Below are 26,351 nucleotides of genomic sequence, written 5' to 3' on the forward strand. Positions count from 1 at the left end.
GAGGCGTGTCGGGACGGACGGGGGCAGGGCATGGACGCGGTGCGGCTCATCGTGACGAGCAGGCGTGCCCTCGCGGGGAGCGGAGACGCGCCGCAGATCCTGACGGAGGTCTGGCAGGCGCAGGCTCTGGCGCAGGCGATAGGAAGCAGACTCGCGGTCTTCGGACCGCCCCGACTGAGGGGCGAGGCCCTCGGGTTGACGGAGCTGGCGGGCCGGGGCTGCGGGGTCCTGGACCGCCCCGACCTCGAGACCGCCGACCTCCGTGCCGCCCAGCTCACCGAACTGGGCGACGCCCGCCAGGCCCTCGTCTACCTCGGCGGCCTCCTCGGCGAGGTGGGGATAGCCCTGGTGGGCCTCGCCTGCGCGGCGGACGACGAGGGCACGTACTGGCAGTGCATGGAGGCGATCGACGCGGCCGACGAATCCCGGGACCGCGTCCGCGACATGCTGCGCAAGCTGGCGGAGGGAGATCAGGTGATACCGGAACGGGAGGCGGGGTGAGGGCAGTCGGCGCGGCCCCGTGGCGCTGATCCGCCCCCGCTCGCCGACGGCACCGGAGCACCGCCGCCGATCGCCTGCGGGGCGATCCGCTCAGCCCCCGCCGAAGCGCTACTTGGCCTCGGTCTCCTCGGCCCCCCGCCCCGCCGACTGGAGGTCCGCGTCCAGGGCGGAGAGGTCCGCGTTGAGGGCCGCCATCAGCTCCTCCATCTGCTGCAACAAGCCCTTCGGCCGGCCGGCTTCGCCACCTTGCTGCGGGACGGATTCTTCGGACATGACGGCCTCCTCGGCCCAGGCCCCCACGGGAGGCCGACACCTTGACGCCCGGCGCTGACCGGCCGGCGCGGGCGCCGGTCGGTCCGGCTCCGCCCGAGCAACGATCATCACCTCCACCGGGTCACTGGCCCGGCCGACCCCCGTGCACCACATTGACGGATTTCACCCGACCGGGGCGGGGCGGGGTGGGAGGTACCAGTGAGGTTGACCTGGACGGCAGCGTGCAGGATGGAGGTATGGATCTTCGCATCTTCACCGAGCCCCAGCAGGGCGCGACCTACGACACCCTTCTCACCGTCGCCAAGGCCACCGAGGATCTTGGCTTCGACGCGTTTTTTCGCAGCGACCACTATCTGAAGATGGGGTCCGTCGACGGCCTCCCCGGCCCCACCGACGCCTGGATCACCCTCGCCGGACTCGCTCGTGAGACCAAGCGCATCCGCCTCGGCACCCTGATGACCGCCGGCACCTTCCGGCTGCCCGGTGTGCTCGCCATCCAGGTCGCGCAGGTCGACCAGATGTCCGGTGGCCGCGTCGAACTCGGCCTCGGCGCGGGCTGGTTCGAGGAGGAGCACCAGGCGTACGGCATCCCGTTCCCGAAGGAGAAGTTCGGCCGCCTGGAGGAGCAGCTGGCCATCGTCACCGGCCTGTGGGAGACCAAGCTCGGCGACACCTTCGACTTCCACGGCACGTACTACGACCTGACCGACTCGCCCGCCCTCCCCAAGCCCGCCCAGGAGAAGATCCCGGTCCTCGTCGGCGGCCACGGCCCGACCCGTACCCCGAGGCTGGCCGCGAAGTACGCCGACGAGTTCAACATGCCGTTCGCCTCCGTCGAGGACAGTGAGCGCCAGTTCGGCCGGGTCCGCGCCGCCGCCGAGGAGGCCGGCCGCGGGGCCGACGCCCTCGTCTGTTCCAACGCCCTCGTCGTCTGCGTCGGCAAGGACGACCAGGAGGTCGCCCGCCGCGCCGCCGCGATCGGCCGCGAGGTGCCGGAGCTGAAGGCCAACGGCCTGGCGGGCTCCCCGGCCGAGGTCGTCGACAAGATCGGCCGGTACCAGGAGATCGGCTCGCGGCGTCTGTACCTCCAGCTCCTCGACCTGGACGACCTGGAGCACCTGGAGCTCATCGCCTCTCAGGTGCAGTCGCAGCTGGGTTGAGCGCCGTGGTGACCGTCCGGTGGAACACGTCCTCCACCGGACGGTCCCACGTCACGGCTTGCGGCCGATCCCCACGTACAGCGGAATCTCCGTACCGCCCACCCGTTCCCCGAGCTCGGGGTGCCACTCGGCGGCCAACACCACGCCGGGGTCGAGGAGTTCGAGGCCCGTGAAGAATGCGGAGAACTCGGCGCGGGAGCGCACCTGGGCCGCGGTGCCGCCCTTGCGGTACACCTCCACCACCCGCTCCCAGGTCTCCGGATCGAAGTCGCCGGTCGCGTGGGAGAGCGTGACGTAACTGCCGGGCGGCAGCGGCCGCAGCAGCCGGCGCAGGATCAGGCCCGGTGTGTCCTCGTCCCCCACCAGGTGCAGCAGCGCCACCAGCGACAGCGCGATCGGCTGGGTGAAGTCCAGCGTCTCCCGTGCCGCCGCGATGATCTTCCCCGGCTCCCGTACGTCGCCCTGGACGTACGCCGTCCGCCCCTCCGGCGTGCTGTGCAGCAGCGCCTCCGCGTGCCGCAGGACGATCGGGTCGTTGTCCGCGTACACCACCCGGGCCTCGGGGGCGATCCCCTGCACGATCTGGTGGAGGTTCGGCCGGGTCGGGATCCCGGTGCCGATGTCGAGGAACTGACGGACACCCCGCTCGGCCAGCAGCCGGGACGCGCGGTGCATGAAGGCGCGGTTGGTCCGAGCCATCGCGCTCACCGCGGGGAAGAGGGTCGTCACCTGCTCGGCGGCGGCCACGTCGACGGGGTAGTTGTCCTTGCCGCCGAGGAAGTAGTCGTACATACGGGCCGAGTGGGGCTTGCTCGTGTCCAAGCGGTCCGCGCCCGATCCGGTGTCTGTCACGTGGGGCCTCCAGGGCGAATAATTCCCGAGTGCTGCCGATGTCCGGTCTGTACGGTGTGCATATCAGCAGTTCAGACCCTACTTGAGGCCCGCCCGTGTTCCTTTCGATCACCACCACCGGCACCCCGGACCGCCCCGCCACCGACCTCGGCTACCTGCTCCACAAGCATCCCGAGAAGGCGCAGGCGTTCTCCACCTCGTACGGCAAGGCGCACGTCCTCTACCCCGAGGCGCGGCCCGAGCGGTGCACTGCGGCGCTGATGCTGGAGGTCGATGCCGTGGCGCTGGTGCGCAAGGGGAAGGGCAAGGGGCGCGGCGGGGCTCCCGACGCGGCGCTCGCGCAGTACGTCAACGACCGTCCGTACGCGGCCTCTTCGCTGCTCGCCGTGGCCCTCAGCGGTGTCTTCTCCAGCGCCATGCGCGGTGTGTGCACCGCCCGCCCCGAGCGGGCCACGCAGCCGCTGCCGCTGCGCATCGAGGTGCCCGCGCTGCCGGCCAGGGGCGGCCCCGCACTCGTACGACGGCTCTTCGAGCCGCTGGGGTGGACGGTCGTCGTCGAACCCGTCGCGCTGGACCCGCAGTTCCCCGAGTGGGGCGACTCGCGCTACGTCCGCCTCGAACTGGAGTCCGCCACGCTGACCCTCGCCGAGGCGCTGCGGCACCTGTACGTCCTGCTCCCGGTCCTCGACGACGCCAAGCACTACTGGGTCTCCGACGACGAGGTCGACAAGCTGCTGCGCGCCGGTGAGGGCTGGCTGCCCGAGCACCCGGAGCAGAAGCTCATCACCAGCCGCTACCTCTCGCGGCGTTGGTCGCTGACCCGGCAGGCCATGGAGCGACTGGAGCTGGTGCGCCTCGCCGAGTCCGACGACAGCGAGGTCGAGGAGATCGACAACGCCGTCGAGGCCGAGACCGAGGAGGAGGCGAGGCCGACACCGCTCGCCGTGCAGCGGCGGGACGCGATCATCGCCGCGCTCCAGGCGTCCGGTGCCGCGCGCGTGCTCGATCTCGGGTGCGGACAGGGGCAGTTGGTGCAGGCGCTGCTCAAGGACGTGCGGTTCACCGAGATCGTGGGCGTCGACGTGTCGATGCGCGCGCTCACCATCGCCTCCCGGCGGCTGAAGCTGGACCGCATGGGGGAGCGGCAGGCCTCGCGCGTCAAGCTCGTCCAGGGTTCGCTGGCCTACACCGACAAGCGTCTGGCGGGCTACGACGCCGCCGTGCTCAGCGAGGTCATCGAGCACCTCGACCTGCCGCGGCTGCCCGCCCTGGAGTACGCGGTGTTCGGCGCCGCGCGCCCGAGGACCGTCCTCGTGACGACTCCCAACGTCGAGTACAACGTCCGCTGGGAGTCCCTCCCGGCCGGCCACGTCCGGCACGGCGACCACCGCTTCGAGTGGACGCGGGAGGAGTTCCGCGCCTGGGCGGGGGCGGTGGCCGAACGGCACGGGTACGACGTGGAGTTCGTACCGGTCGGACCGGACGACCCCGAGGTGGGTCCGCCCACGCAGATGGCAGTGTTCGTGATCAGGACCGAGAAGGAGGCGAAGGCGGCATGAGCACCGAGAACCAGACCAAGGGGCGCGTGCTGTCCGTCACCGACCTCTCCCTCGTCGTCCTCGTCGGCGCCTCCGGCTCCGGCAAGTCCACCTTCGCCCGCAGGCACTTCAAGCCCACCGAGGTGCTCTCCTCGGACTTCTGCCGCGGCCTGGTCTCCGACGACGAGAACGACCAGAGCGCGACGAAGGACGCCTTCGACGTGCTCCACTACATCGCCGGCAAGCGGCTCGCCGCCGGCCGGCGCACCGTCGTGGACGCCACCAGCGTGCAGTCGGACGCCCGCAAGCAGCTGATCGACCTGGCCAGGAAGCACGACGTGCTGCCCATCGCGATCGTGCTGGACGTGCCGGAGGAGGTCTGCGCCGAGCGCAACACGGGCCGTACCGACCGCGCCGACATGCCGGTCCGGGTCATCAAGCGGCACATCCGCGAACTCCGCCGCTCCCTGCGGCACTTGGAGCGCGAGGGCTTCCGCAAGGTGCACGTCCTGCGGGGCGTCGAGGAGGTCGAGAACGCCACCGTCGTCACCGAGAAGCGGTTCAACGACCTCACCCACCTCACCGGCCCCTTCGACATCGTCGGCGACATCCACGGCTGCGCGAGCGAACTGGAGTCTCTGCTCGGCAAGTTGGGCTATGCCGACGGCGTCCACCCGGAGGGCCGTACCGCGGTCTTCGTCGGCGACCTCGTCGACCGCGGCCCGGACAGCCCCGGTGTGCTGCGCCGCGTGATGTCGATGGTGAAGTCGGGCAACGCCCTGTGCGTGCCGGGCAACCACGAGAACAAGTACGGCCGTTACCTCAAGGGCCGCAACGTCCAGCACACCCACGGACTCGCCGAGACGATCGAGCAGATGGAGACCGAGTCGGACGAGTTCCGTGCCGAGGTACGGGAGTTCATCGACGGGCTCGTCAGCCACTACGTCCTCGACGGCGGCCGGCTTGTGGTCTGTCACGCCGGTCTGCCGGAGAAGTACCACGGCCGTACCTCGGGGCGGGTGCGTTCGCATGCGCTGTACGGCGACACCACCGGCGAGACCGACGAGTTCGGGCTGCCGGTGCGCTACCCGTGGGCGGAGGACTACCGAGGCCGGGCGGCCGTTGTTTACGGTCACACCCCGGTTCCGGAGGCCAGTTGGCTCAACAACACCATCTGCCTGGACACCGGTGCCGTCTTCGGCGGCAAGCTCACGGCGCTGCGCTGGCCGGAGCGCGAGCTGGTCGACGTACCGGCGGAGCGGGTCTGGTACGAGCCGACCAAGCCGCTGAAGTCGGAGGCGCCGGGCGGTCAGGACGGGCGGCCGCTGGACCTCGCGGACGTGCAGGGGCGACGGGTCGTCGAGACCCGGCACCAGGGCCGCGTCGCCATCCGGGAGGAGAACGCGGCGGCGGCGCTGGAGGTCATGAGCCGGTTCGCGGTGGACCCGCGGCTGCTGCCGTACCTCCCGCCGACCATGGCGCCGACGGCGACCAGCCACATCGACGGTTACCTGGAGCACCCGGCCGAGGCGTTCAGGCAGTACGCCGAGGACGGGGTCCCGCGAGTCGTGTGCGAGGAGAAGCACATGGGTTCGCGGGCGGTGGCGCTGGTGTGCCGGGACGCGGAGGCGGCGCGCAAGCGCTTCGGTGTCGACGGGCCGACCGGTTCGCTCTACACCCGCACCGGCCGACCGTTCTTCGACGACGGGTCGGTGACCGAGGAGATCCTCGGGCGGGTGCGCGCGGCGGTCGACGAGGCCGGGCTGTGGGCCGAACTCGACACCGACTGGCTGCTGTTGGACGCCGAGCTGATGCCGTGGTCACTGAAGGCGTCGGGGTTGCTGCGCTCGCAGTACGCCGCTGTCGGCGCCGCGTCCGGGGCGGTGTTCCCGGGTGTGGTCGCCGCTCTTGAAGGCGCCGCGGCGCGCGGCGTCGAGGTCGGTGAGCTGCTGGACCGGCAGCGCGCGAGGGCCTCGGACGCGGCCGCGTTCACGGAGGCGTACCGCCGCTACTGCTGGACCACGGACGGCCTGGACGGCGTCCGCCTGGCACCGTTCCAGATCCTGGCGGTCCAGGGCCGCAGCCTCACCGGCCTCCCGCACGACGAGCAACTGGCCCTCCTCGACCGGCTGGTGGAGCACGACGGCACCGGTCTGCTCCAGACCACCCGACGCCTGTACGTCGACACGGCCGACCCCGAGTCGGTCCGGGCGGGCGTCGACTGGTGGCTGGAGATGACCGGTCGCGGCGGCGAGGGCATGGTCGTCAAGCCGCTGGGCGCGGTCGTGCGCAGCGGCGAGGGGCGGCTGGTGCAGCCCGGCATCAAGTGCCGGGGCCGGGAGTACCTGCGGATCATCTACGGTCCGGAGTACACCCGGCCGGAGAACCTCGCCCGCCTGCGCGGACGCTTCCTGAACCACAAGCGCTCGCTCGCGATCCGCGAGTACGCGCTCGGTCTGGAGGCGCTGGACCGGCTGGCCGAGGGCGAGCCGCTGTGGCGGGTGCACGAGGCGGTGTTCGGGGTGCTGGCCCTGGAGTCGGAGCCGGTGGACCCGCGGCTGTGACCGGACCGGGCCCTCCGGGGCCCGGTCACCCCACCAGCCGCAGCCGCTCCCGGCACACCCCCACCCGTACCGACTGCCCCCACGTCAGTTCCAGCGCGTCGCCCTCCATGCCGTCCCCGAACGCGATCAGCCGCTCGGACTCGACCGTGAGGCGGAGCCGGGCGGCGGCCGTCAACTCGCCCGCCACCAGGGACGTACCGGTGGCGGGCGAGGGCCATGCCTCGCGCACGAACCACAGCAGACGTTCCTCGGCGGGGCCCGGGAGCCGCAGCTGCGCGCCCCGCTCCCGCCACACCGACCGCAGCCAGCCGGTCGCGCCCGTCCCCGTGCCCACCAGCACCCCGGAGGAGGCCTGGGCCTCGACGGCACCCCCGTCGTCGTCGAGGCCCAGGCGGTAGCGGGCGGTCTGGTGACCGGCGGCGCCCAGATAGATCTCGTTGAGGGCGAGCAGCCGCTGGGTGTCATCGGCCACGGCCTCCACCATCGTCAGCTCGTCGACCTCACGGTCCGCGACCGCCAGCAGCCGCGCGACCTCCGAGGGCCGGTGCCGTACCAGCACACCGGGGTTGCGGCCGGGATCGCTGTCCACGCCCAACACGGGTTGCCCGGCGAGGTACTTGGCAACGTTCGCGACCAGGCCGTCCTGGCCGACCACGACCACCACGTCCTCCGGCGCGAACAGGAAGCGGTCCAGGTCCCGCCGCTCCACCCGGCTCTGCCGCCAGGTCAGCGGGATCGCCGCCGTCACCTCCGCCAGCGCGGCGCGGGTACGGCGGTGACGGTCCGCCAGTTCCTCGATGTCCCGCCCGCGGGAGGAGAGGAAGAACGCGGCTTGGCCGTGGGTGCCGTGGTGGGCCACCAACTCCTCGTACTCCGTGGTGCGGTGGACCAGGACGACCCTCGGGGCGAGGCTCACGCCGGGTCCCGCGGGGTGCCGAGCCGGGCGAGCAGGCCGGTCAGGACGTCCGGCGAGATGGTGACGCTGTCGATGTGCGGCAGGTTCTCCGCGAGCCGGGTGCCGGTGAGGGCGTGCAGGGTCGCCACGTCGACGTCGGCGTGCACCCGCAGCCACGCCTCCTGCGCCTGGGCCCGCGCCGCACCCACCTCACGCACCCCCTCGGCCTCGGCGCGAGCCAACTGCACGGACCGCGCCGCCTCGGCCTCCGCGAGCTTCAGCGACCGGGCCGCCTCCGCCTCGCCCAGCTTCACCGACCGCGCGGCCTCCGCCTCCGCGAGCTTCACGGACCGTGCCGCCTCGGCCTCCGCGAGCTTCACGGACCGTGCCGCCTCGGCCTCCGCCAGCTTCACCGACCGGGCCGCTTCCGCCCCGGCCCGTACCGCGTCCGCCGCCGCGTGTTCCTCGGCCTCGCGGCGGGCGTTCGTGCCGCGTTGATCGACCAACTGCTCCTCGCGCCGGGCGAGTTCGATCTGACTGGCCAGTTCGTTCTCGGCGATCGTGCGCTCCCGCTCGACCGCCACCGCCCGCCGTTCGTAGGTCGCCCGGTCGGCCTCCTGCTGGATCTGCTCCCGGGCCGGGGTGCGCAGGGCCCGCTCCACCTCCGGCTCCGGACGCAGGGCCACGACCCGGACCGCGACCACCTCGATGCCCGTGGCCGGCAGCCGCGGTTCCGCCGCCAGGCCCGCCGCGACCCGCTCCCGTACCGCCGTCACCCCGTCCACCAGCGCCGCCGACAACGACGTACGGGCGAGGACGTCAAGGGCGTGCTGCTGGGCGGTCTCGGTGAGCAGGGTGCCGAGCTGTTCCAGCGGTGTGCCGCGCCAGGCGCCCGTGTCGGGGTCGACCGAGAAGTCGAGGCGGGCGGCGGCGAGGGCCGGGTCGCTGATCCGGTAGGTGACCGTCGACTGCACCGTCACGTCCTGGAAGTCGGACGTACGGGCATGGAAGGTCATCGCCAACTCCCGGTCGTCGACCGGCACTTCGGAGAGGGCCGCGGTCAGCGCACGGAACCAGAAGCTCAGCCCGGGCCCGTCGTGCAGCAGCTTTCCGCCGCGGTGGTGCCGGATGTGCGCGGTCGGCGCGCCACGGAGATGGCGCCAGCCCAGGCGCCGGGTGATGTCGGCCACGAGAGCCCCCTTGTCGTCTAGAAGACGATAACCGTGGGGCGCGTTTATCGTCAAGAGGACGAGAAAGGGAAGTGGTCAAGGAGGGGGTGAATACGGTCGCCGGTGGTCAGGATGGAGGCATGGGATTCCATGTCGACTCCGAGGCCGGGCGGCTGCGCCGCGTCATCCTGCACCGGCCGGATCTCGAGCTCAAAAGGCTCACCCCCAGCAACAAGGACGCCCTCCTCTTCGACGACGTGCTCTGGGTGCGCCGGGCGCGCGCCGAGCACGACGGGTTCGCGGACGTGCTCCGCGACCGCGGGGTCACCGTCCACCTCTTCGGCGACCTGCTCACCGAGGCCCTCGCGATCCCGGCGGCCCGCACCCTCGTCCTGGACCGGGTCTTCGACGAGAAGGAGTACGGCGTCCTCGCCACCGACCATCTGCGTGCCGCCTTCGCGACGCTGCCCGCCCCCGAGCTCGCCGAGGCGCTGGTCGGCGGCATGACCAAGCGGGAGTTCCTCGACGCGCACGAGGAGCCGGTCTCCGTCCGCTTCCATGTCATGGACCTCGACGACTTCCTCCTCGCCCCCCTGCCCAACCACCTCTTCACCCGCGACACCTCCGCCTGGATCTACGACGGCGTCTCCGTCAACGCCATGCGCTGGCCCGCCCGGCAGCGCGAGACGGTCCACTTCGAGGCGATCTACCGGCACCACCCCCTCTTCCGTGACGAGACGTTCCGCATCTGGAGCGAGGGCCAGGCCGACTACCCGTCCACCATCGAGGGCGGGGACGTCCTCGTCATCGGCAACGGCGCCGTCCTCATCGGCATGAGCGAGCGCACCACCCCGCAGGCCGTCGAGATGCTCGCGCACAAGCTGTTCGCGGCCGGCTCGGCGCAGACGATCGTGGCGCTCGACATGCCCAAGCGGCGCGCCTTCATGCACCTCGACACCGTGATGACGATGGTCGACGGCGATACCTTCACCCAGTACGCCGGGCTCGGCATGCTCCGCTCCTACACCATCGAACCGGGCGTCGGCGACAAGGAGTTGAAGGTCACCGACCATCCGCCGGAGCACATGCACCGCGCGATCGCCGCCGCGCTGGGACTCAGCGAGATCCGGGTGCTGACCGCCACCCAGGACGTCCACGCCGCCGAGCGCGAGCAGTGGGACGACGGCTGCAACGTCCTCGCCGTCGAGCCCGGCGTCGTCGTCGCCTACGAACGCAACGCCACCACCAACACCCACCTCCGCAAGCAGGGCATCGAGGTCATCGAGATCCCCGGCAGCGAGCTGGGGCGGGGGAGAGGGGGGCCGCGCTGTATGAGCTGTCCGGTGGAGCGGGCGCCTGTATAGAAATGCCGATCGTCGTATAGACTTCCAAGGTCCCTGTCCGGTATCACCTCTGGAGCGCCCCATGGCGACTGTCCCCACTGCCCTCGCCGGGCGTCACTTCCTCAAGGAGCTGGACTTCACGGCGGAGGAATTCCTCGGTCTCGTCACGCTGGCCGCCGAGCTGAAGGCCGCCAAGAAGTCCGGGACCGAGACGCGCCACCTCCAGGGCAGGAACATCGCGCTGATCTTCGAGAAGACCTCGACGCGCACCCGCTGCGCGTTCGAGGTCGCCGCCGCCGACCAGGGCGCCTCGACGACGTACCTCGACCCGTCGGGCTCGCAGATCGGTCACAAGGAGTCCGTACGGGACACCGCGCGCGTGCTGGGCCGGATGTACGACGGCATCGAGTACCGCGGGGACAGCCAGCAGAAGGTCGAGGAGCTCGCCGCGTACGCCGGCGTCCCCGTCTACAACGGCCTCACCGACGACTGGCACCCCACCCAGATGCTCGCCGACGTGCTCACGATGACCGAGCACAGCCTCAAGCCGGTCAAGGAGATCGCCTTCGCCTACCTCGGCGACGCCCGCTTCAACATGGGCAACTCCTACCTGATCACCGGCGCCCTGCTCGGCATGGACATCCGGATCGTCGCCCCGAAGTCCTACTGGCCCGCCCAGGACGTCGTGGAACGCGCCCGCCAGCTCGCCGTGGACAGCGGGGCCCGCATCACCCTCACCGAGTCCCTGGACGACGGTGTCCTCGGCGCCGACTTCGTCGTCACGGACGTCTGGGTGTCCATGGGCGAGCCCAAGTCGGTCTGGGACGAGCGGATCGCCGCGCTGAAGCCGTACGCCGTGACGATGGACGTGCTGCGCGCCACCGGCAACCCGGACGTGAAGTTCATGCACTGCCTGCCGGCCTTCCACGACCTGGGCACGAAGGTGGGCCAGGAGATCTACGACGCGCACGGCCTGGACTCCCTGGAAGTGACCGACGAGGTCTTCGAGTCCGCCCACTCGGTCGTCTTCGACGAGGCGGAGAACCGGCTGCACACGATCAAGGCGGTCCTGGTGGCGACGCTGGCCTGAACAGGCTGGAAAAGAGGGCCTTACGCAGGCCTTATGCTGTCCGGCGGCCCGGAGCCACCCCTTCCGAGGCCGCCGTCCGCGACACCACCCCGTCGCACCCCGCACCACCAGAAACGAGCACCACCCGCATGCCCCGCAGAAAGTCCCCCGCCCTGCTGCTCGCCGAATCAGGCACCGACCGCGAGGGCCACGGCCTCCGTCGCACGATGGGCCTGTTCCAGCTGATCTGCTTCGGTCTCGGCGCGATCGTCGGTACCGGCATCTTCGTCGGACTGTCCGACTCGGTGGCCCAGGCGGGCCCGGCCGTCGTCGTCTCCTTCGTCCTCGCCGCGATCACCTGCGTCTTCACCGCGTTCGCCTTCGCCGAGCTGGGCGGCGCGATCCCGGTCTCGGGATCGTCGTACTCCTTCGCCTACGCCGGTCTCGGCGAGCGCACCGCCTTCCTGGTCGGCTGGTGTCTGCTCCTGGAGTACGGCGTCTCCGTGTCGGCCGTGGCGGTCGGCTGGAGCCAGTACGTCAACGAGCTCCTCGACAGCCTCCTCGGACGGCAGCTCCCGGCCGACCTGTCCGCCGGCCCCGGCGACGGCGGCGTGATCAATCTGCCCGCCGTGATCGTGATCGCGCTCGCCTCGGTGCTGCTCGTGCGCGGCGTCCGCGAGAGCGCCCGCGCGACCGCCGCGATGGCGGTGCTGAAGCTCGCGATCCTCGTCGCCTTCTGCGCCATCGGGTTCACCGCCTTCAAGGACGGCAACCTCACGCCCTTCTCCCCGGCCGGCCTCGGCGGCATCGGCGCGGGCACCACGGCCGCGTTCTTCTCGTACATCGGCTTCGACGCGATCACCACGGCCGGCGAGGAGGCGAAGAACCCCCGCCGGGACATCCCGGTCGCGATCCTCGTCTGCATCGGCCTGGTCACCCTGCTGTACTGCGCGGTCGCCCTCGCCGCGATCGGTGCCATCGGCGGCGACGAGGTCGGCGGCCGCCCGGCCGCCCTGTCGTACGTCGTCAACGAGGTCACGGGCTCGTCGGTCGGCGGCGGGGTCATCGCCTTCGGCGCGGTCGTCGCCATCGCCTCGGTCGTCCTGGCCGTGATGTACGGCCAGACCCGCATCCTGATGTCCATGTCCCGCGACGGGCTGATCCCGCGCGTCTTCGAGAAGGTCTCCCCGAAGACCGCCACACCCGTCGCCGGCACCCTGATCGTCGCGGCCGTCTTCGCCGTCCCGGCGGCCTTCGCGTCCCTCGACGCGGTGGTCAACCTGTGCACCATCGGCACGCTCGCCGTCATGGCGGTCGTCAACATCGCGGTCATCGCCCTGCGCCGCACGGAACCGGCCCTCGCCCGCACCTTCCGGGTGCCGCTCTACCCCTTCGTCCCGCTGCTGGGCATCGGCTTCTGCCTGTACCTGATGTACGAGACCGGCTGGACGACCTGGATCCAGTTCGCGGTGTTCCTGGCGGTCGGATTCCTGCTCTACGTCGGTTACGGCCGCCGGAACTCGAGGCTCGGCGGGCAGGCCGCACTCACGCCGGACGCCACTGCGGCGGAACCACTGGCAGTCTGAACCACACCGCCTTGCCGGACTCGGTGGGGCGGTGCCCGCAGGACGAGCTGAGGGCGCGGATCAGCAGCAGCCCGCGTCCGTGCTCCTGCCAGGGGTCGGGTTCCCCGCCGTGCGGACGGGTCAGATCGCCGGGCGGCGCCGGGTCCGGGTCATGGACCTCGACCTGGCAGCCATGGGGCAGCAGCTCCACGACCAGCTCTATCGGGGAGTCCCCGGCGGTGTGCTCGACGGCGTTCGCGACCAGCTCGGCCGTCAGCAGCTCAGCGGTGTCACAGTCGGCCCCGTGCTCCAGATCGGCGAGCGCCGTCCGCACCAGCGCACGCGCCACGGGCACCGCCGCGGCGGAGTGCGGCAGCGCGATACGCCAGGAGGCGGAGGCTGAGGGGCGTTCTTGCAAGGCGGTTCCGTTCATGAGCAGGCAGTCCTGCTTTCAACCTTATGAATGGTACGGCGCCGACCGGCAGAGGCGTCCGACGGGCACCGCGCGGGACCTTCGGCCCCGCTACCGGGCGGCTTACCCCTGACAACGCCCCGCCTCGCACGGCTGCTCCCGTCGTTGCCGCCCTGTCGACGAGCCGTGACGGATGTGACGGGGCCGGGTCACATCTGGACAGCCTTATCGCGGGCTCGTGACGACAGTCAAAGATGAGTGATAACTTCGAAGGGCAGAGCGCGTAGAGCGCGGGTAGAGCGCACCTCACCTGGAGAGGCCGCACGCATGAGTCCCTTCACCGGCTCCGCCGCCCGAACCGCCCGCTGGGAGCATCTGCGGGTCGACCTGACCGCGGGCGTCGCCACCGTCACCCTCGCCCGTCCCGACAAACTCAACGCGCTCACCTTCGGCGCCTACGCCGACCTGCGCGACCTCCTCGCCGAGCTGTCCCGGGAGCGCTCGGTGCGGGCCCTCGTCCTGGCCGGTGAGGGACGGGGCTTCTGCTCCGGCGGCGACGTCGACGAGATCATCGGCGCGACCCTGTCGATGGACACGGCCCAGCTCCTCGACTTCAACCGGATGACGGGGCAGGTCGTGCGGGCCGTACGGGAGTGTCCGTTCCCGGTGATCGCGGCGCTGCACGGGGTCGCGGCCGGCGCGGGGGCGGTCCTCGCCCTTGCCGCGGACTTCCGGGTGGCCGACCCGACCGCCCGGTTCGCCTTCCTGTTCACGCGGGTGGGTCTGTCCGGCGGCGACATGGGCGCGGCCTACCTGCTGCCCCGGGTGGTCGGCCTCGGCCACGCGACGCGGCTGCTGATGCTGGGCGAACCGGTCCGCGCACCGGAGGCGGAACGCATCGGCCTGATCAGCGAGCTGACGGACGAGGGCAGGGCGGACGAGGCCGCGGGCGCCCTGGCCCGCCGCCTGGCCGACGGCCCGGCGTTGGCGTACGCCCAGACGAAGGCGCTACTGACGGCAGAACTGGACATGCCGCTGGCGGCGGCGGTGGAACTGGACGCGTCGACACAGGCACTGCTGATGAACGGGGAGGACTACGCGGAGTTCCACAAGGCGTTCAAGGAAAAGCGAGCTCCCCAATGGAGCGGACGGTGACCGCGCCGACCCCAGGGGCGCGGGGAACTGCGCGACCGGCCACAGACGACCGTCAGCCGCCGTCCACGCTCAGCCACCCCCTGCGCGTCGCGATCATCGGCGGCGGCCCCGGCGGCCTCTACGCGGCGGCGTTGCTGAAACGCCTGGACCCCGCCCGCGAAGTCACCGTCTGGGAACGCAACGCCCCCGACGACACCTTCGGCTTCGGCGTCGTCCTCTCCGACGAGACACTCGGCGGCATAGAACACGCCGACCCACAGGTCTACGAGGCCCTCCAACAGGACTTCATCCGCTGGGACGACATCGACATCGTCCGCCGAGGAGTACGGCACACATCCGGCGGCCACGGTTTTGCCGCCCTGGGTCGCAAACGACTGCTGGAAATCCTCCACTCCAGGTGCCGAGACCTCGGCGTAGATCTCCGCTTCCGCACCGAGGCCCCGCCCGGCCTCGCCGAGACGCACGACCTCGTCATCGCCGCCGACGGCATCAACAGCACGACCCGCGAGGCACACCGGCAGGTGTTCCGCCCCCAGGTGACCACCCACCGCTGCCGCTACATCTGGCTCGCCGCCGACTTCGCCTTCGAGGCCTTCCGCTTCGAGATCGCCGAGACCGAACACGGCGTGATGCAGCTGCACGGCTACCCGTACGCGCCCGACGCCTCCACCGTGATCGTCGAGATGCGCGAAGAGGTCTGGCAGGCGGCCGGTTTCGCGGAACTCGACATCCAGGGGTCCCTCGACCGCTGCGCCAAGATCTTCACGGACGCCCTGGGCGGCAGGCCGCTGCGCTCCAACAACTCGGCCTGGACCACCTTCCGCACGGTCGTCAACGCGCACTGGTCCCACGGCAACACCGTGCTGCTCGGCGACGCCGCCCACACCGCGCACTTCTCCATCGGCTCCGGCACCAAACTCGCCGTCGAGGACGCCCTCGCCCTCGCCGCCTGTCTGGAGGAGCAGCCGGACCTGCCCACGGCACTCCAGGCCTACGAGGACGAACGCAAACCCGTCGTGGCCTCCACGCAGCGTGCCGCCCGCGCCAGCCTGGAGTGGTTCGAGGACCTGGCCCGCTATCTCGACCAGCCGCCACGCCAGTTCGCGTTCAACCTCCTCACCCGCAGCCGCCGCGTCACCCATGACAACCTGCGCCTGCGCGACGCCCGCTTCACGAGCGCGGTGGAGCGCGAGTTCGGCTGCCCGCCCGGTACGCCCCCGATGTTCACGCCGTTCCGGCTGCGCGGACTGACCTTGCGCAACCGGGTCGTGGTCTCACCCATGGACATGTACTCCGCCACCGACGGCCTCCCCGGCGACTTCCACCTCGTCCACCTCGGAGCGCGGGCCCTCGGCGGCGCGGGCCTGGTCATGACCGAGATGGTGTGCGTGAGCGAGGAGGGGCGCATCACCCCCGGCTGCACCGGCCTCTACAACGGCAAGCAGGCCGAGGGGTGGCGGCGGATCACCGACTTCGTGCACACCCAGGCGCCGGGCACCGCGATCGGCGTGCAGCTCGGCCACTCCGGCCGCAAGGGCTCGACCCGGCTGATGTGGGAGGGCATGGACGAGCCGCTGCCCGACGGCAACTGGCCCCTCGTGGCCGCGTCCGCGCTGCCGTACAAGCCCGTCAACCAGATCCCGCGCGAACTCACCCGTGCCCAACTCACCGATCTCCGTGAGCAGTTCACGGCAGCCGCCTGGCGGGCCGCCCGCGCGGGCTTCGACCTCCTCGAACTCCACTGCGCCCACGGCTACCTGCTCTCCGGCTTCCTCTCCCCGCTCACCAACCACCGCACCGACGCCTACGGCGGCACGCTCGCCAAGCGCCTGCGCTTCCCCCTCGAAGTCTTCGACGCCATCAGGGGCGTATGGCCGGACGAACGGCCCATGACCGTCCGCATCTCGGCCACCGACTGGGCCGAGGGCGGCACCACGGGCGAGGACGCCGTCGAGATCGCCCGTGCCTTCGCCGCGCACGGCGCCGACGCGATCGACGTGTCGACCGGGCAGGTCGTGGCCGAGGAGCAGCCGGAGTTCGGGCGGTCGTACCAGACCCCCTTCGCCGACCGTATCCGCCACGAGACCGGCATCCCGGTGATCGCGGTTGGCGCGATCTCCTCCTGGGACGACGTCAACTCCCTGATCCTGGCCGGGCGCACGGACCTGTGCGCCCTCGCCCGTCCCCACCTCTACGACCCGCACTGGACCCTGCACGCCGCCGCCGAGCAGGGCTACGGCGGACCCGGCGTCGTCTGGCCGGCCCCGTACCGGGCGGGCAGCCGCCGCCCGCAGACCGGACGCACGGACGCCCCCAAGCCCCGCCTGACGCTGGGGACTTGAGTCACCTGGCGGCGGGCATGGGATCACACGCCGACGAAAGCGGCCCCCGCCTCCCGCAGTCGCGCGTGCAGCCCCCGGAACACCGCCGCCGAGCGGCTGCCCGGCCAGTCCTCGGGGAGCAGCCGGGCGGGCAGGCCGGGGTCGATGTAGGGGAGGTGGCGCCAGGAGTCCAGGGCGAGGAGGTAGTCGCGGTAGGCCTCCTCGGGCGGGGTGTCCTCGCGGCCCTCCCAGGTGTGCAGCACGCGCGCGTGCCGGTCGAGGAAGGCGTCGTGCTCCTTGGCGATCGCCGCCAGGTCCCACCAGCGGGCGACCGCGTCGGCGGTGGCGGCGAAGCCGAGGTGCTCGCCGCGGAAGAAGTCGACGTACGGGTCGAGGCGCAGCCGCTCCAGGGTGTGCCGGGCCTCCTCGTACAGCCGCGCGGGCGCGAGCCACACACCCGGCGCCGCCGTCCCGAAGCCGAGGCCGGCCAGCCGGGAGCGCAGCACGTGCCGCTTCTGCCGCTCCGACTCCGGGACGGAGAACACCGCGAGGACCCAGCCCTCGTCCTCGGGCGGCGCGACGGCGTAGATCCGGCGGTCGCCGTCCTCCAGCAACTGGCGGGCGTCAGGGGAGAGTTCGTATCCGGCCGCACCCTGTGCGGTGCGCGAGGGTACGAGCAGTCCGCGGCGTTTGAGCCGGGACACGGAGGATCTGACGGAGGGCGCGTCCACGCCGACCGCGGCCAGCAGCCGGATCAGCTCGGCGACCGGTACCGGGCCGGGCACGAAGCGGCCGTAGGCGCCGTAGAGCGTGACGATGAGAGACCGTGGTGCATGCTGGTCGGACACGTTGATCATCTTAGGTCGTCGGCATCACTGCTGGTCACCCTCGGTGCGCAGGCGGAAGCGCTGGAGCTTGCCGGTCGCGGTGCGCGGGAGCGCGTCCAGGAAGACGATCTCGCGCGGACATTTGTACGGCGCCAGCTCCGACTTGAGATACCCGCGCAGTGCCTCGGCGTCCCGTTCGGCGCCCTCCTTGACGACCGCGTACGCCACCACGACCTGCCCGCGTGCCTCGTCGGGACGCCCCACCACCGCGGCCTCCACCACGTCCGGATGCCGCAGCAGCGCGTCCTCGACCTCCGGGCCCGCGATGTTGTACCCGGCCGAGATGATCATGTCGTCCGCGCGGGCGACGTACCGGAAGTAGCCGTCGCCCTCACGGACGTAGGTGTCGCCGGTGATGTTCCAGCCGAAGCGCACGTACTCGCGCTGCCGCGGATCGGCGAGGTACCGGCACCCGACCGGCCCGCGCACGGCGAGCAGCCCCGGTTCCCCGTCGGGCCGGTCGTGGCCCTCCTCGTCGACCACGCGCGCGTGCCAGCCGGGTACGGGCACCCCGGTGGTCCCCGGCCGGATGTGCTCGTCGGCGGCGGAGATGAAGATGTGCAGCAGCTCGGTCGCGCCGATGCCGTTGATGATCCGCAGTCCGGTCCGCTCCTGCCAGGCCCGCCAGGTGGCGGCGGGCAGGTTCTCCCCGGCGGAGACACAGCGGCGCAGCGCGGAGACGTCGTACGAGTCGAGCTCGTCGAGCATCGCGCGGTAGGCGGTCGGGGCGGTGAACAGCACCGAGACCCGGTGCTCGGCGAGGGCGGGCAACAGCTGCCGGGGACCGGCCTGTTCGAGCAGCAGCGCGCTCGCGCCCGCCCGCATCGGGAAGACGACGAGCCCGCCGAGCCCGAAGGTGAAGCCGAGCGGGGGACTGCCGGCGAAGACGTCGTCCGCGTGCGGCCGCAGCACGTGCCGGGCGAAGGTGTCGGCTATCGCGAGGACGTCCCGGTGGAAGTGCATGCACCCCTTGGGGCGCCCGGTGGTGCCGGAGGTGAAGGCGATCAGCGCCACGTCGTCGGCCGAGGTCCGCACGGCCGGGTACGGGGTGTCCGGCGCCGTCCGGTTCAGCAGGTCGTCGGGGGCGTCACCGCCGTACGTCGTGATCCGCAGCCCCGGTATCTCGGCCTTGGCGAGGTCGTCCACGGCCCGGATGTCGCACAGGGCGTGCCCGACCTCCGCGATCTCGCACATCGTGGCCAGCTCGTGCGGCCGCTGCTGGGCCAGCACCGTGACCGCGACCGCCCCCGCCTTCAGCACGGCCAGCCAGCAGGCCGCCAGCCACGGCGTGGTCGGGCCGCGCAGCAGGACGCGATGGCCGGGGACGACGCCCAGCTCGCCGGTGAGGAGATGCGCGAGGCGGTCCACGCGGGCGCGCAGGGTGCCGTACGTCCAGGAGTCGCCGGACGGGGTGTGGAACACGGGCCGGTCGTCGGGCGGGCCGGTCAGCAGCTCGTCGGCACAGTTCAGCCGATCGGGGTACCGCAGCTCCGGGAGATCGAAGACGAGTTCGGGCCACTGGTCCGGGGGCGGGAGATGGTCGCGCGCGAAGGTGTCGACGTGGGCCGAGGGGTTCAGGCGCGGGTTCATGCTGGTTCGCCCCCTTGCCTTGTGGGCGTCGTGGGTGGGCTCGCGCAACGAGCGTATCGTCTTGGTGACGACAGTCAATGGGACGCGATATCGTCGGCGAAGGGCCCAGGGGAACGCCGCAGGGGCCAGCGGAGAGAGAGGACCGGCAATGCCCGCATTCTCGCTCGATCCGGCACAAACCGCCTGGTGTGCGGAGCTGCGCGCGCTGGCCGCGGACCGGCTGCGCCCGCTCGCCGAGAAGGGCGAGCCCGGGCGGGTGAACCGCCCGCTGGTCGCCGAACTCGGCCGACTCGGCCTGCTGGAGCGGCTGTTCGGCTCCGGCGCCCTCGACCTGTGTCTGATGCGTGAGTCCCTGGCGTACGCCTGCACCGAGGCGGAGACGGCCCTCGCGCTCCAGGGGCTGGGCGCCCACCCGGTGCACGCCCACGGCACCCCTGCCCAGCGGGACCGCTGGCTGCCGCGGGTCATCGAGGGCAGCGCGGTGGCGGCGTTCGCGCTGAGCGAGCCGGGGGCGGGCTCGGACGCGGCCGCGCTGTCCCTGACCGCGCACCCGGACGGCCCCGACCGCTGGCGGCTGACCGGCGAGAAGTGCTGGATCTCCAACGCCCCCGAGGCCGACTTCTCCACGGTCTTCGCGCGGACGGGGGGCGATGCGGGCGCCCGCGGCGTGACCGCCTTCCTCGTCCCCGCCGACCGCCCCGGCCTCACCGGCACCGCCCTCGACATGCTCTCCCCGCACCCCATCGGCGCCCTCGCCTTCGACGCCGTACCCGTCACCGCCGACGACGTGCTCGGCGAGGTGGACCGCGGCTTCCGGGTCGCGATGGGCACGCTGAACCTCTTCCGGCCCAGCGTCGGCGCCTTCGCGGTGGGCATGGCCCAGGCGGCCCTGGACGCCACCCTCGCGCACACCGCCCGACGGGACGCGTTCGGCGGCAAGCTGAAGGACCTCCAGTCGGTGGCCCACGAGGTCGCCGAGCTGGCCCTGCGCACGGACGCGGCCCGCCTCATGGTCCACGCCGCGGCGACGGCGTACGACGCGGGCGCCCCGGACGTCCCCAAGCGCGCCGCGATGGCGAAGCTGCTCGCCACCGAGACCGCGCAGTACGTCGTCGACAAGGCCGTCCAGCTGCACGGCGCACGGGCGTTGGAGCGTGGCCATCTGCTGGAGCACTTGTACCGGGAGGTGCGGGCGCCACGGATCTACGAGGGGGCGAGCGAGGTGCAACGGGGCATCATCGCGAAGGAGTTGTACGCTGAGCGGGAGGGGAACCGATGAGCACCGAGCGCGTCAACCCGCCCGAGCTGTCCCCGCCGACGGGGTTCTCGCACGCGGTGGTGGCGACGGGGTCGCGGGTGGTGTTCCTGGCCGGTCAGACGGCGCTGGACACCGACGGGAAGGTGGTGGGGGAGACGCTGCCCGAGCAGTTCGAGCGGGCTCTCGCCAATCTGCTGGCGGCCCTGCGGGCGGCGGGCGGTACCCCGGCGGACCTGGCTCGCGTCACGGTGTACGCCACGGATGTCGCCGAGTACCGGGCCAGGGCGGCCGAACTGGGCCGTATCTGGCGGGAGTCGGCGGGCCGGGACTATCCGGCGATGGCGGTGGTGGGGGTGGTCCGGCTCTGGGACGAGCAGGCACTGCTGGAACTGGACGGCTTCGCCGTACTGCCCTAGCGGCTCAGGCCGCCATGGCCAGCGGCACACGGTGAGGCGCGACGACCCGCCCGTCCGCCAGCAGTTCCCCGCTGTCGTCGAACACGATCGAGCCGTCGCACAGCAGGCTCCACCCCTGCTCGGGGTGGGCGGACACGACGTGCGAGCCAGTGGCCTCGGAGGCAGGGCACGAAGGCTGGTGTGAACACATGGCGCACCTCCACATCGGGTGGACGGTCCGTCCGGCTTCTCCGTACGGGGCGTCCCTATGGACAGACCATGCTCCCGTCGCGAACTCATCGGAACAGCCTGGCGCCAACCGTGACAACACGCGGACAACACCCGGACCGATCCCGGAAGACCGCCGCGGACTCGCCACCGAAGGAGTGACGATCACGCCCGTCGAGGCGCCCGACCGGTACCAGTGGAGGCCCCTGCTCGTACTCCACTGACCTGGGAGATCCCCGTGTTCGTACGCCCCGCCCTCGCCGCCGCCACCCTGCTCCTGCTGGCCGCCGCACCCGTCGCCGTCGCCGACTCCTACGAGACCGTGACCGTCGACCCGACCGGCACCCTCGCCGAGGACGGCACCGTCACGCTGTCCGGCACCTACCGCTGCCTCGGCAACACGGGCCCGGCCTTCGTGAGTTCCTCCGTCGGACAGAAGTCGCCGTCCGTCCGCCACGGCATCGGCGGCACCCGTGCCGTGTGCGACGGCGCCGAGCACCGCTGGGAGAACACCGGCAAGGTCGACGCCGGGACGCTGGAGCCCGGCGCGGCGCGCGTCGAGGCCACGGTGATGGAACTGCACCCGCAGGGCGGTCTGCCGCTGCCCCGCTTCCACGCGGCCCGGCAGCAGGACGTCACGTTGACGACCGAGGGCTGACCCGCTCCGGCCGCATGGGCCGCCGCCGGCTCCGGACGCCGCCGCAGCAGCGCGGGTCCCGCGTCAGGAGTCGGCCGGCTCGCCGTCGAGCGTCGCGAGTCCCGCGCGCAGGAAGGCGATCGCCCGGTCGATGTTCGCCTCCTGGCCGTGATGGCACACCTCGCTGACGACCGCCGCCGCCGCGGCCGCCGCCATCCGGGGCCCGAAGTCGTCCGGCGCGTCGCCGCGTTCCTCGGCGAGGATGCGGGCGCCCTCCTGGATGACCTCCGTGAGGCGGACGTTGGTGACGGCCCTGAGCTGCGGGTTGAGGTCGAGCATGCGCTCGTGCAGGTCGTCCAGGTCGTCCGCCTCGGCGAGGTCCGCGCGCAGCCACGCCTCCAGCGCGTCCAGGGTCGTCCAGCCCTCCTTCCGCTCCCGCAACGCGGTGGCCAGCCGGTCCGCCAGCGCGTCGAAGTGGGACGTCGCCAGCTCCAGCTTCGACGGGAAGTAGAGCGTGACGGTTCGCGGCGAGACCTCCGCCGCCGCCGCGATGTCGGCGATCGTCGTCGCCTCGAAGCCGCGGTCGGCGAACAGCTCGTACGCGGCTCGGAGGATCGCCTCCCTGCGCCGCGCCTTGGATCGTTCCCGCAGACCCTCGCTCATCATGCCCGGACCCTACCATCGCTCTCTACCGTTGACGGCAATTTTACAGTCGACTGCAAAAATGCCGTACGGTGTAATCAGTCGAGCGAGGGGAAGAACGATCATGGCGTCACGCCTGTACACCTGGGCGCGCTGGGCGATACGCCGCCGCGGCCGGGTCGTCGCCGTCTGGCTGCTGCTGCTCGCCGTCGTCGGCGGCCTCGGGATCACCCTGCACGGCAAGGTGACGACCGAGTTCTCGGTACCCGGCATCGAGTCGCAGCAGGCGCAGGACGTGCTGAAGGAGAAGTTCCCGGAGGCGGCGGGCGGCGTCGCGCGGGTCGTCTTCGCCGCACCGGAGGGCGAGAAGCTCACCGCGCCGAAGACCTCCGCGGCCATGGAGGCGAGCCTGAAGCAGGCCGCGCGGGTCCCCGGTGTCGCCGACGTCTCCGACCCGCTCAAGAGCCGGACGGTCTCGGCCGACCAGCGGATCGGCTACGCGGACGTCCGCTTCGGCCGGCAGGCCAGCGACGTGTCGCAGGAGGCCAAGGACGCCCTGTCGGACGCGATGGCGCAGGCCCGCGACGCCGGTCTGGAGGTCGAGTTCGGCGGCTCCGCGATGGAGCACAAGACCGAGGTCGGCGGACCGGCCGAGATCGTCGGCGTGGTCGCCGCCTTCGCCGTCCTCACCCTGGCCCTCGGCTCCCTGGTCGCGGCCGGGCTGCCGCTGCTGACCGCCCTGGTGGGGGTGGCGATCGGCGTCCTGGGCGTGGAGTTCATGAGCCGGTACGTCGAGATGACGTCCACCGCCACCGTCCTCGCCCTGATGATCGGGCTGGCCGTCGGCATCGACTACGCCCTGTTCATCATCTCCCGCCACCGCGAGCAGCTCGCCGACCCCGACCAGGACGTCGAGGACTCCATCGCGCGTGCCGTGGCCACCGCCGGTGGCGCGGTCGTCTTCGCCGGGGCGACCGTCATCATCGCGCTGGCCGCGCTCGCGGTCACCGGCATCCCGTTCCTGACCGTGATGGGTCTGGCCGCCGCGGCCACCGTCGCGCTCGCGGTGCTGGTCGCCGTCAGCCTCGTACCCGCCGCCCTCGGCTTCCTCGGCGAGCGGCTGCGGCCGAGGCCGCGGGCACGGCGGACCGAGGGGCGCGAACGCGCGCCCGGCGCCTGGGGACTGGCCTGGGGACGGGCCGTCACCCGCAAGCCGCTGCTCGTCCTGCTCGCCGGGGTGATCGGCCTGCTCGCGCTCGCCGCGCCCGCCCGCGATCTGCGGCTCGGACTGCCGAGCAACGCCTCGCAGCCCGTCGACAGCACCCAGCACAAGAGCTACGACCTGCTGACGGACGGTTTCGGGCCCGGCTTCAACGCCACGCTGACGGCCGTCGTCGACCTCGACGGGGTCCCGGCCGGCGACCGTACGGCGACCGTGACCGGGCTGCGGACGGCCCTCGCGGGCGACCGGGGTGTGGCGGTCGCCGCGCCGCCCGTCACCAACGCCGACTCCACCCTCGCCGTCGTCGCCGTGGTCCCGAAGACCGGGCCCGACGCCCAGGCCACCACGGACCTGGTGCACCGGCTGCGGGAGAACGCGAGCACGGTCGAGAAGGCGGGCGGCACGCTCTACATCGCCGGGCAGACGGCCGCCGCGATCGATGTGGCGGGCAAACTGTCCGACGCGCTGCCGCTGTTCATCGCCATCATCGTGATCCTGGCGCTGATCCTGCTGACCATCGCCTTCCGGTCACTGCTGGTGCCGGTGAAGGCGGCCCTCGGCTTCCTGCTGTCGGTCGCCGCTTCCCTGGGTGCCACGGTCTGGGTCTTCCAGGACGGCCATCTGAACGGCGTGCTCGACATCCCCTCCGCGGGGCCGGTCACCAGCTTCCTGCCGGTGCTCCTCATCGGCGTCCTGTTCGGACTGGCCATGGACTACGAGGTGTTCCTCGTCAGCCGGATGCGCGAGCACTACGAGCACACGGGCGACGCCGCCGAGGCCGTGACCCAGGGCATGGCCCGCAGCGGGCGGGTCGTCAGCGCCGCCGCGCTCATCATGGTCGCGGTCTTCGGAGGGTTCGTCTTCAACACCGACCCGATCATCAAGTCCATCGGTTTCGCCCTGGCGTTCGGTGTGCTCGTCGACGCGTTCGTCGTCCGCATGACCCTCGTGCCCGCGGCCATGGCGCTGCTCGGCCGCCGCGCCTGGGGACTGCCGGGCTGGCTGGACCGGGTCACACCGGACGTCGACATCGAGGGGGCGAAGCTGCCCGCGCGTGCGGCGGTCGAGGCGGCGGAGGAGGAAGAGGCGGAGCGGGACAAGGCCTCCGTGCGCTGAGTCCGACGGTTCGCGAGGGGGCGGCCCGCGCTGCTGGAGGCGCCGGCCGCCCCTGACGAATTCCCCCGCGACGTCAGTCGGCCTCCGGCAGCGGGCGGCGGGCGACCTCGTGGGCGTCGTCCGGTGGGACGCCGAGCATGCGCAGCACCATCTCGGCGAGGTTGACGGCCGCTTCGTCGCCGTCGAGGTCGGGACGCGCGAAGCGCAGCTCCACCAGGGACAGCAGGGTGCCGCCCAGTGCCGACAGGGCGACCGCGGGGTCGCGGACGGTGAAGCGGCCCGAGTCCATGCCGACCTGGAGATCGCGCAGGGCGCGTCGGGCCAGCCCGTTGTCCGAGTGGATGTGGGCGAGACCGCGGCGGCGCACGATCTGCATCAGCTCCGGGTGCGAGTCGGCCATCCGGGCGCTGAGGCGGAAGCCCGCCGCGACGAGTTCCGCCGCGTCGTCGATGCCGGTCAGACGGTCGTCGAAGGCCTGGCCGAACTCCTCCATGGCGTCCACCACCGCCGCCTCGAACAACTCCGTCTTCGACTCGAAGTGGTTGTAGAAGGAGCCGAAACCGACGTCGGCGCGCTCGGCGATCGCCTGGATGCTGGCGCCGGTGTCCCCGGTCTCGGCGAGAATCTGCCGGGCCGCGCGGACCAGCGCCCCACGGGTCTCGGCGCGACGCCGCTCGAAGCGGTTGCTGGGCGGGGCTGACGTAGGCATGCGCAGAGTCTAACGAGGCGACGAGGACGGTCCCAGTCCTGATGAATCCGTCATCTCCCGTTGCGGTCGCCCTCCCGCCGTGCTGCCCACAGACCGCGGACGTGGCCGAGGTGGCGGGTCATGACCTCGTGCACCGCCTTCTCGTCCCGGGCGATCAGCGCGTCGAGGAGTTCGAGATGCTCCTCGGCGGAGGCCAGTAGACGGCCCGCCTCGACGAGGGCGGTCAGTCCGTACAGCCGGGAGCGGGCGCGCAGATCGCGGACCACCTCGACGAGATGGGCGTTGCCCGCGAGGGCGAGCAGGCCGAGGTGGAAGCGGGTGTCGGCCTCGACATACGCGACGAGGTCACCGGCCGCGGCGGCCCGCACGATCTCGCGGGCCGCCGGACGCAGCGCCTCCAGCTGGACCGGGGCGGCGGTCCCGGCCAGGCCCACCACGGTCGGGATCTCGATGAGCCGCCGGACGTGCGTGTACTCGTCGAGCTGCTGGTCGGAGACCTCGCTGACCCGGAACCCCTTGTTGGGGACGGTGTCGACCAGGCCCTCCTTGACCAGGTCCAGCATGGCCTCGCGCACCGGGGTCGCCGAGACGCCGAAGCGGGCGGCGAGGGCCGGCGCGGAGTACACCGCGCCGGGCAGCAGCTCACCGGCGATCAGCGCGGCCCGCAGCGCGTCGGCGACCCGCTCGCGGTAGCTGCTCTTCTTGCCGCCGAGCGTGGGCAGGGCGGGTGTCGCGGGAGCGGCGGATGCGGCGGGCGCGCCGGCGGTCCGGCTGCTGGGCTGGGTGGCGGCCATGTTCGGGATCTCCTCGTGCGGGCGTCACGCACCACGGATGTGCAATGTCACGCACC

24 protein-coding genes are annotated in these 26,351 nt (G+C 72.0%); 13 read left to right on the top strand and 11 right to left on the bottom strand.

Annotated features, from left to right (window positions below):
* Positions 1-30: 30 nt before the first annotated feature.
* Complete coding sequence (locus tag EJC51_RS35615; RefSeq protein ID WP_126274799.1) at positions 31-501, top strand: DUF6099 family protein; 471 nt, start codon at positions 31-33, stop codon at positions 499-501.
* Between the two features lie 108 nt (positions 502-609).
* Here the strand turns inward: EJC51_RS35615 and EJC51_RS47925 are convergent, their stop codons facing one another.
* Positions 610-774, bottom strand: coding sequence for a hypothetical protein (locus EJC51_RS47925; RefSeq protein ID WP_165951269.1), 165 nt, complete (start codon positions 772-774; stop codon positions 610-612).
* Between the two features lie 236 nt (positions 775-1,010).
* Between EJC51_RS47925 and EJC51_RS35620 the strand changes: the two genes are divergently transcribed.
* The gene (locus EJC51_RS35620) at positions 1,011-1,934 is read left to right on the top strand and encodes an LLM class F420-dependent oxidoreductase (protein WP_126274800.1); all 924 of its coding nucleotides are present in this window, start codon (positions 1,011-1,013) and stop codon (positions 1,932-1,934) included.
* 51 nt (positions 1,935-1,985) lie between these two features.
* Here EJC51_RS35620 and EJC51_RS35625 read toward each other — a convergent pair whose 3' ends face one another.
* Entirely contained in the window at positions 1,986-2,786 is an 801-nt protein-coding gene (locus EJC51_RS35625) for an SAM-dependent methyltransferase (RefSeq protein WP_126274801.1), read from the bottom strand.
* A 95-nt stretch (positions 2,787-2,881) separates the two neighbouring features.
* Here EJC51_RS35625 and EJC51_RS35630 point away from each other — a divergent pair, with 95 nt between their 5' ends.
* Positions 2,882-4,345 (top strand): 3' terminal RNA ribose 2'-O-methyltransferase Hen1, encoded by a 1,464-nt coding sequence (locus EJC51_RS35630; protein ID WP_126274802.1) that lies wholly within the window; start codon positions 2,882-2,884, stop codon positions 4,343-4,345.
* Complete coding sequence (locus tag EJC51_RS35635; protein ID WP_126274803.1) at positions 4,342-6,888, top strand: polynucleotide kinase-phosphatase; 2,547 nt, start codon at positions 4,342-4,344, stop codon at positions 6,886-6,888. Before EJC51_RS35630 ends, EJC51_RS35635 begins: the two co-directional genes overlap by 4 nt.
* Positions 6,889-6,913: 25 nt before the next feature.
* Here the strand turns inward: EJC51_RS35635 and EJC51_RS35640 are convergent, their stop codons facing one another.
* Together EJC51_RS35640 and EJC51_RS35645 are read right to left on the bottom strand one after the other, a co-directional pair.
* The gene (locus EJC51_RS35640) at positions 6,914-7,804 is read right to left on the bottom strand and encodes an NAD(+)/NADH kinase (protein WP_126274804.1); all 891 of its coding nucleotides are present in this window, start codon (positions 7,802-7,804) and stop codon (positions 6,914-6,916) included.
* Positions 7,801-8,973, bottom strand: a complete 1,173-nt coding sequence (locus EJC51_RS35645) for an SPFH domain-containing protein (protein ID WP_126274805.1) — start codon at positions 8,971-8,973, stop codon at positions 7,801-7,803. The genes EJC51_RS35640 and EJC51_RS35645 overlap by 4 nt, the downstream gene beginning before the upstream one ends.
* A gap of 119 nt (positions 8,974-9,092) precedes the next feature.
* Here EJC51_RS35645 and EJC51_RS35650 point away from each other — a divergent pair, with 119 nt between their 5' ends.
* From EJC51_RS35650 to EJC51_RS35660, 3 genes are all read left to right on the top strand, one after another.
* The gene (locus EJC51_RS35650; RefSeq protein ID WP_126274806.1) at positions 9,093-10,316 is read left to right on the top strand and encodes an arginine deiminase; all 1,224 of its coding nucleotides are present in this window, start codon (positions 9,093-9,095) and stop codon (positions 10,314-10,316) included.
* Between the two features lie 61 nt (positions 10,317-10,377).
* Positions 10,378-11,385 carry an ornithine carbamoyltransferase gene (argF, locus tag EJC51_RS35655; RefSeq protein ID WP_126274807.1) on the top strand — a complete coding sequence of 336 codons (1,008 nt, stop codon included), beginning with the start codon at positions 10,378-10,380 and terminating at the stop codon, positions 11,383-11,385.
* A 128-nt stretch (positions 11,386-11,513) separates the two neighbouring features.
* Positions 11,514-12,950, top strand: a complete 1,437-nt coding sequence (locus EJC51_RS35660; protein WP_126274808.1) for an amino acid permease — start codon at positions 11,514-11,516, stop codon at positions 12,948-12,950.
* Here the strand turns inward: EJC51_RS35660 and EJC51_RS35665 are convergent.
* Positions 12,910-13,362, bottom strand: a complete 453-nt coding sequence (locus EJC51_RS35665) for an ATP-binding protein (protein ID WP_126274809.1) — start codon at positions 13,360-13,362, stop codon at positions 12,910-12,912. The genes EJC51_RS35660 and EJC51_RS35665 overlap by 41 nt on opposite strands.
* Before the next feature lie 306 nt (positions 13,363-13,668).
* On the opposite strand from EJC51_RS35665, the gene EJC51_RS35670 reads away from it, so the two are divergent.
* Together EJC51_RS35670 and EJC51_RS35675 are read left to right on the top strand one after the other, a co-directional pair.
* Positions 13,669-14,496, top strand: coding sequence for an enoyl-CoA hydratase family protein (locus tag EJC51_RS35670; RefSeq protein WP_126274810.1), 828 nt, complete (start codon positions 13,669-13,671; stop codon positions 14,494-14,496).
* Positions 14,481-16,838, top strand: coding sequence for a bifunctional salicylyl-CoA 5-hydroxylase/oxidoreductase (locus EJC51_RS35675; RefSeq protein ID WP_126274811.1), 2,358 nt, complete (start codon positions 14,481-14,483; stop codon positions 16,836-16,838). The genes EJC51_RS35670 and EJC51_RS35675 overlap by 16 nt, the downstream gene beginning before the upstream one ends.
* A gap of 23 nt (positions 16,839-16,861) precedes the next feature.
* Here EJC51_RS35675 and EJC51_RS35680 read toward each other — a convergent pair whose 3' ends face one another.
* Entirely contained in the window at positions 16,862-17,674 is an 813-nt protein-coding gene (locus EJC51_RS35680) for a PaaX family transcriptional regulator (protein ID WP_126274812.1), read from the bottom strand.
* A gap of 15 nt (positions 17,675-17,689) precedes the next feature.
* The gene (locus EJC51_RS35685) at positions 17,690-19,282 is read right to left on the bottom strand and encodes an AMP-binding protein (RefSeq protein WP_126277261.1); all 1,593 of its coding nucleotides are present in this window, start codon (positions 19,280-19,282) and stop codon (positions 17,690-17,692) included.
* A 160-nt stretch (positions 19,283-19,442) separates the two neighbouring features.
* Between EJC51_RS35685 and EJC51_RS35690 the strand changes: the two genes are divergently transcribed.
* Positions 19,443-20,573, top strand: coding sequence for an acyl-CoA dehydrogenase family protein (locus tag EJC51_RS35690; protein ID WP_126274813.1), 1,131 nt, complete (start codon positions 19,443-19,445; stop codon positions 20,571-20,573).
* Positions 20,570-20,968 (top strand): RidA family protein, encoded by a 399-nt coding sequence (locus tag EJC51_RS35695; RefSeq protein ID WP_126274814.1) that lies wholly within the window; start codon positions 20,570-20,572, stop codon positions 20,966-20,968. The genes EJC51_RS35690 and EJC51_RS35695 overlap by 4 nt, the downstream gene beginning before the upstream one ends.
* A 4-nt stretch (positions 20,969-20,972) precedes the next feature.
* Here EJC51_RS35695 and EJC51_RS35700 read toward each other — a convergent pair whose 3' ends face one another.
* Positions 20,973-21,158, bottom strand: coding sequence for a DUF5999 family protein (locus tag EJC51_RS35700; RefSeq protein WP_126274815.1), 186 nt, complete (start codon positions 21,156-21,158; stop codon positions 20,973-20,975).
* Positions 21,159-21,413: 255 nt separating this feature from the next.
* Between EJC51_RS35700 and EJC51_RS35705 the strand changes: the two genes are divergently transcribed.
* Positions 21,414-21,833 (top strand): DUF6299 family protein, encoded by a 420-nt coding sequence (locus EJC51_RS35705; protein WP_126274816.1) that lies wholly within the window; start codon positions 21,414-21,416, stop codon positions 21,831-21,833.
* A 63-nt stretch (positions 21,834-21,896) separates the two neighbouring features.
* Here the strand turns inward: EJC51_RS35705 and EJC51_RS49260 are convergent, their stop codons facing one another.
* The gene (locus EJC51_RS49260) at positions 21,897-22,478 is read right to left on the bottom strand and encodes a TetR/AcrR family transcriptional regulator (RefSeq protein ID WP_126274817.1); all 582 of its coding nucleotides are present in this window, start codon (positions 22,476-22,478) and stop codon (positions 21,897-21,899) included.
* 100 nt (positions 22,479-22,578) lie between these two features.
* Here EJC51_RS49260 and EJC51_RS35715 point away from each other — a divergent pair, with 100 nt between their 5' ends.
* Positions 22,579-24,792, top strand: coding sequence for an MMPL family transporter (locus EJC51_RS35715; RefSeq protein WP_126274818.1), 2,214 nt, complete (start codon positions 22,579-22,581; stop codon positions 24,790-24,792).
* Between the two features lie 73 nt (positions 24,793-24,865).
* Here the strand turns inward: EJC51_RS35715 and EJC51_RS35720 are convergent, their stop codons facing one another.
* Positions 24,866-25,501 (bottom strand): TetR/AcrR family transcriptional regulator, encoded by a 636-nt coding sequence (locus tag EJC51_RS35720; RefSeq protein ID WP_126274819.1) that lies wholly within the window; start codon positions 25,499-25,501, stop codon positions 24,866-24,868.
* Positions 25,502-25,551: 50 nt separating this feature from the next.
* Positions 25,552-26,295 carry a GntR family transcriptional regulator gene (locus tag EJC51_RS35725; RefSeq protein WP_126274820.1) on the bottom strand — a complete coding sequence of 248 codons (744 nt, stop codon included), beginning with the start codon at positions 26,293-26,295 and terminating at the stop codon, positions 25,552-25,554.
* Positions 26,296-26,351 lie beyond the last annotated feature (56 nt).

Source organism: Streptomyces aquilus, from assembly GCF_003955715.1.
GTDB classification, from domain to species: domain Bacteria; phylum Actinomycetota; class Actinomycetes; order Streptomycetales; family Streptomycetaceae; genus Streptomyces; species Streptomyces aquilus.

Bases quoted from the DNA above. Each gene is read 5' to 3' on its own strand.
- EJC51_RS47925 (WP_165951269.1), bottom strand. From the start codon at position 774: ATGTCCGAAGAATCCGTCCCGCAGCAAGGTGGCGAAGCCGGCCGGCCG.
- EJC51_RS35670 (WP_126274810.1), top strand. From the start codon at position 13,669: ATGAGTCCCTTCACCGGCTCCGCCGCCCGAACCGCCCGCTGGGAGCAT.
- EJC51_RS35715 (WP_126274818.1), top strand. From the start codon at position 22,579: ATGGCGTCACGCCTGTACACCTGGGCGCGCTGGGCGATACGCCGCCGC.
- EJC51_RS35635 (WP_126274803.1), top strand. From the start codon at position 4,342: ATGAGCACCGAGAACCAGACCAAGGGGCGCGTGCTGTCCGTCACCGAC.
- EJC51_RS35675 (WP_126274811.1), top strand. From the start codon at position 14,481: ATGGAGCGGACGGTGACCGCGCCGACCCCAGGGGCGCGGGGAACTGCG.
- EJC51_RS35660 (WP_126274808.1), top strand. From the start codon at position 11,514: ATGCCCCGCAGAAAGTCCCCCGCCCTGCTGCTCGCCGAATCAGGCACC.
- EJC51_RS35680 (WP_126274812.1), bottom strand. From the start codon at position 17,674: ATGATCAACGTGTCCGACCAGCATGCACCACGGTCTCTCATCGTCACG.
- EJC51_RS35690 (WP_126274813.1), top strand. From the start codon at position 19,443: ATGCCCGCATTCTCGCTCGATCCGGCACAAACCGCCTGGTGTGCGGAG.
- EJC51_RS35615 (WP_126274799.1), top strand. From the start codon at position 31: ATGGACGCGGTGCGGCTCATCGTGACGAGCAGGCGTGCCCTCGCGGGG.
- EJC51_RS35700 (WP_126274815.1), bottom strand. From the start codon at position 21,158: ATGTGTTCACACCAGCCTTCGTGCCCTGCCTCCGAGGCCACTGGCTCG.
- EJC51_RS35665 (WP_126274809.1), bottom strand. From the start codon at position 13,362: ATGAACGGAACCGCCTTGCAAGAACGCCCCTCAGCCTCCGCCTCCTGG.
- EJC51_RS35695 (WP_126274814.1), top strand. From the start codon at position 20,570: ATGAGCACCGAGCGCGTCAACCCGCCCGAGCTGTCCCCGCCGACGGGG.
- EJC51_RS35650 (WP_126274806.1), top strand. From the start codon at position 9,093: ATGGGATTCCATGTCGACTCCGAGGCCGGGCGGCTGCGCCGCGTCATC.
- EJC51_RS35620 (WP_126274800.1), top strand. From the start codon at position 1,011: ATGGATCTTCGCATCTTCACCGAGCCCCAGCAGGGCGCGACCTACGAC.
- EJC51_RS35725 (WP_126274820.1), bottom strand. From the start codon at position 26,295: ATGGCCGCCACCCAGCCCAGCAGCCGGACCGCCGGCGCGCCCGCCGCA.
- EJC51_RS49260 (WP_126274817.1), bottom strand. From the start codon at position 22,478: ATGATGAGCGAGGGTCTGCGGGAACGATCCAAGGCGCGGCGCAGGGAG.
- argF (WP_126274807.1), top strand. From the start codon at position 10,378: ATGGCGACTGTCCCCACTGCCCTCGCCGGGCGTCACTTCCTCAAGGAG.
- EJC51_RS35720 (WP_126274819.1), bottom strand. From the start codon at position 25,501: ATGCCTACGTCAGCCCCGCCCAGCAACCGCTTCGAGCGGCGTCGCGCC.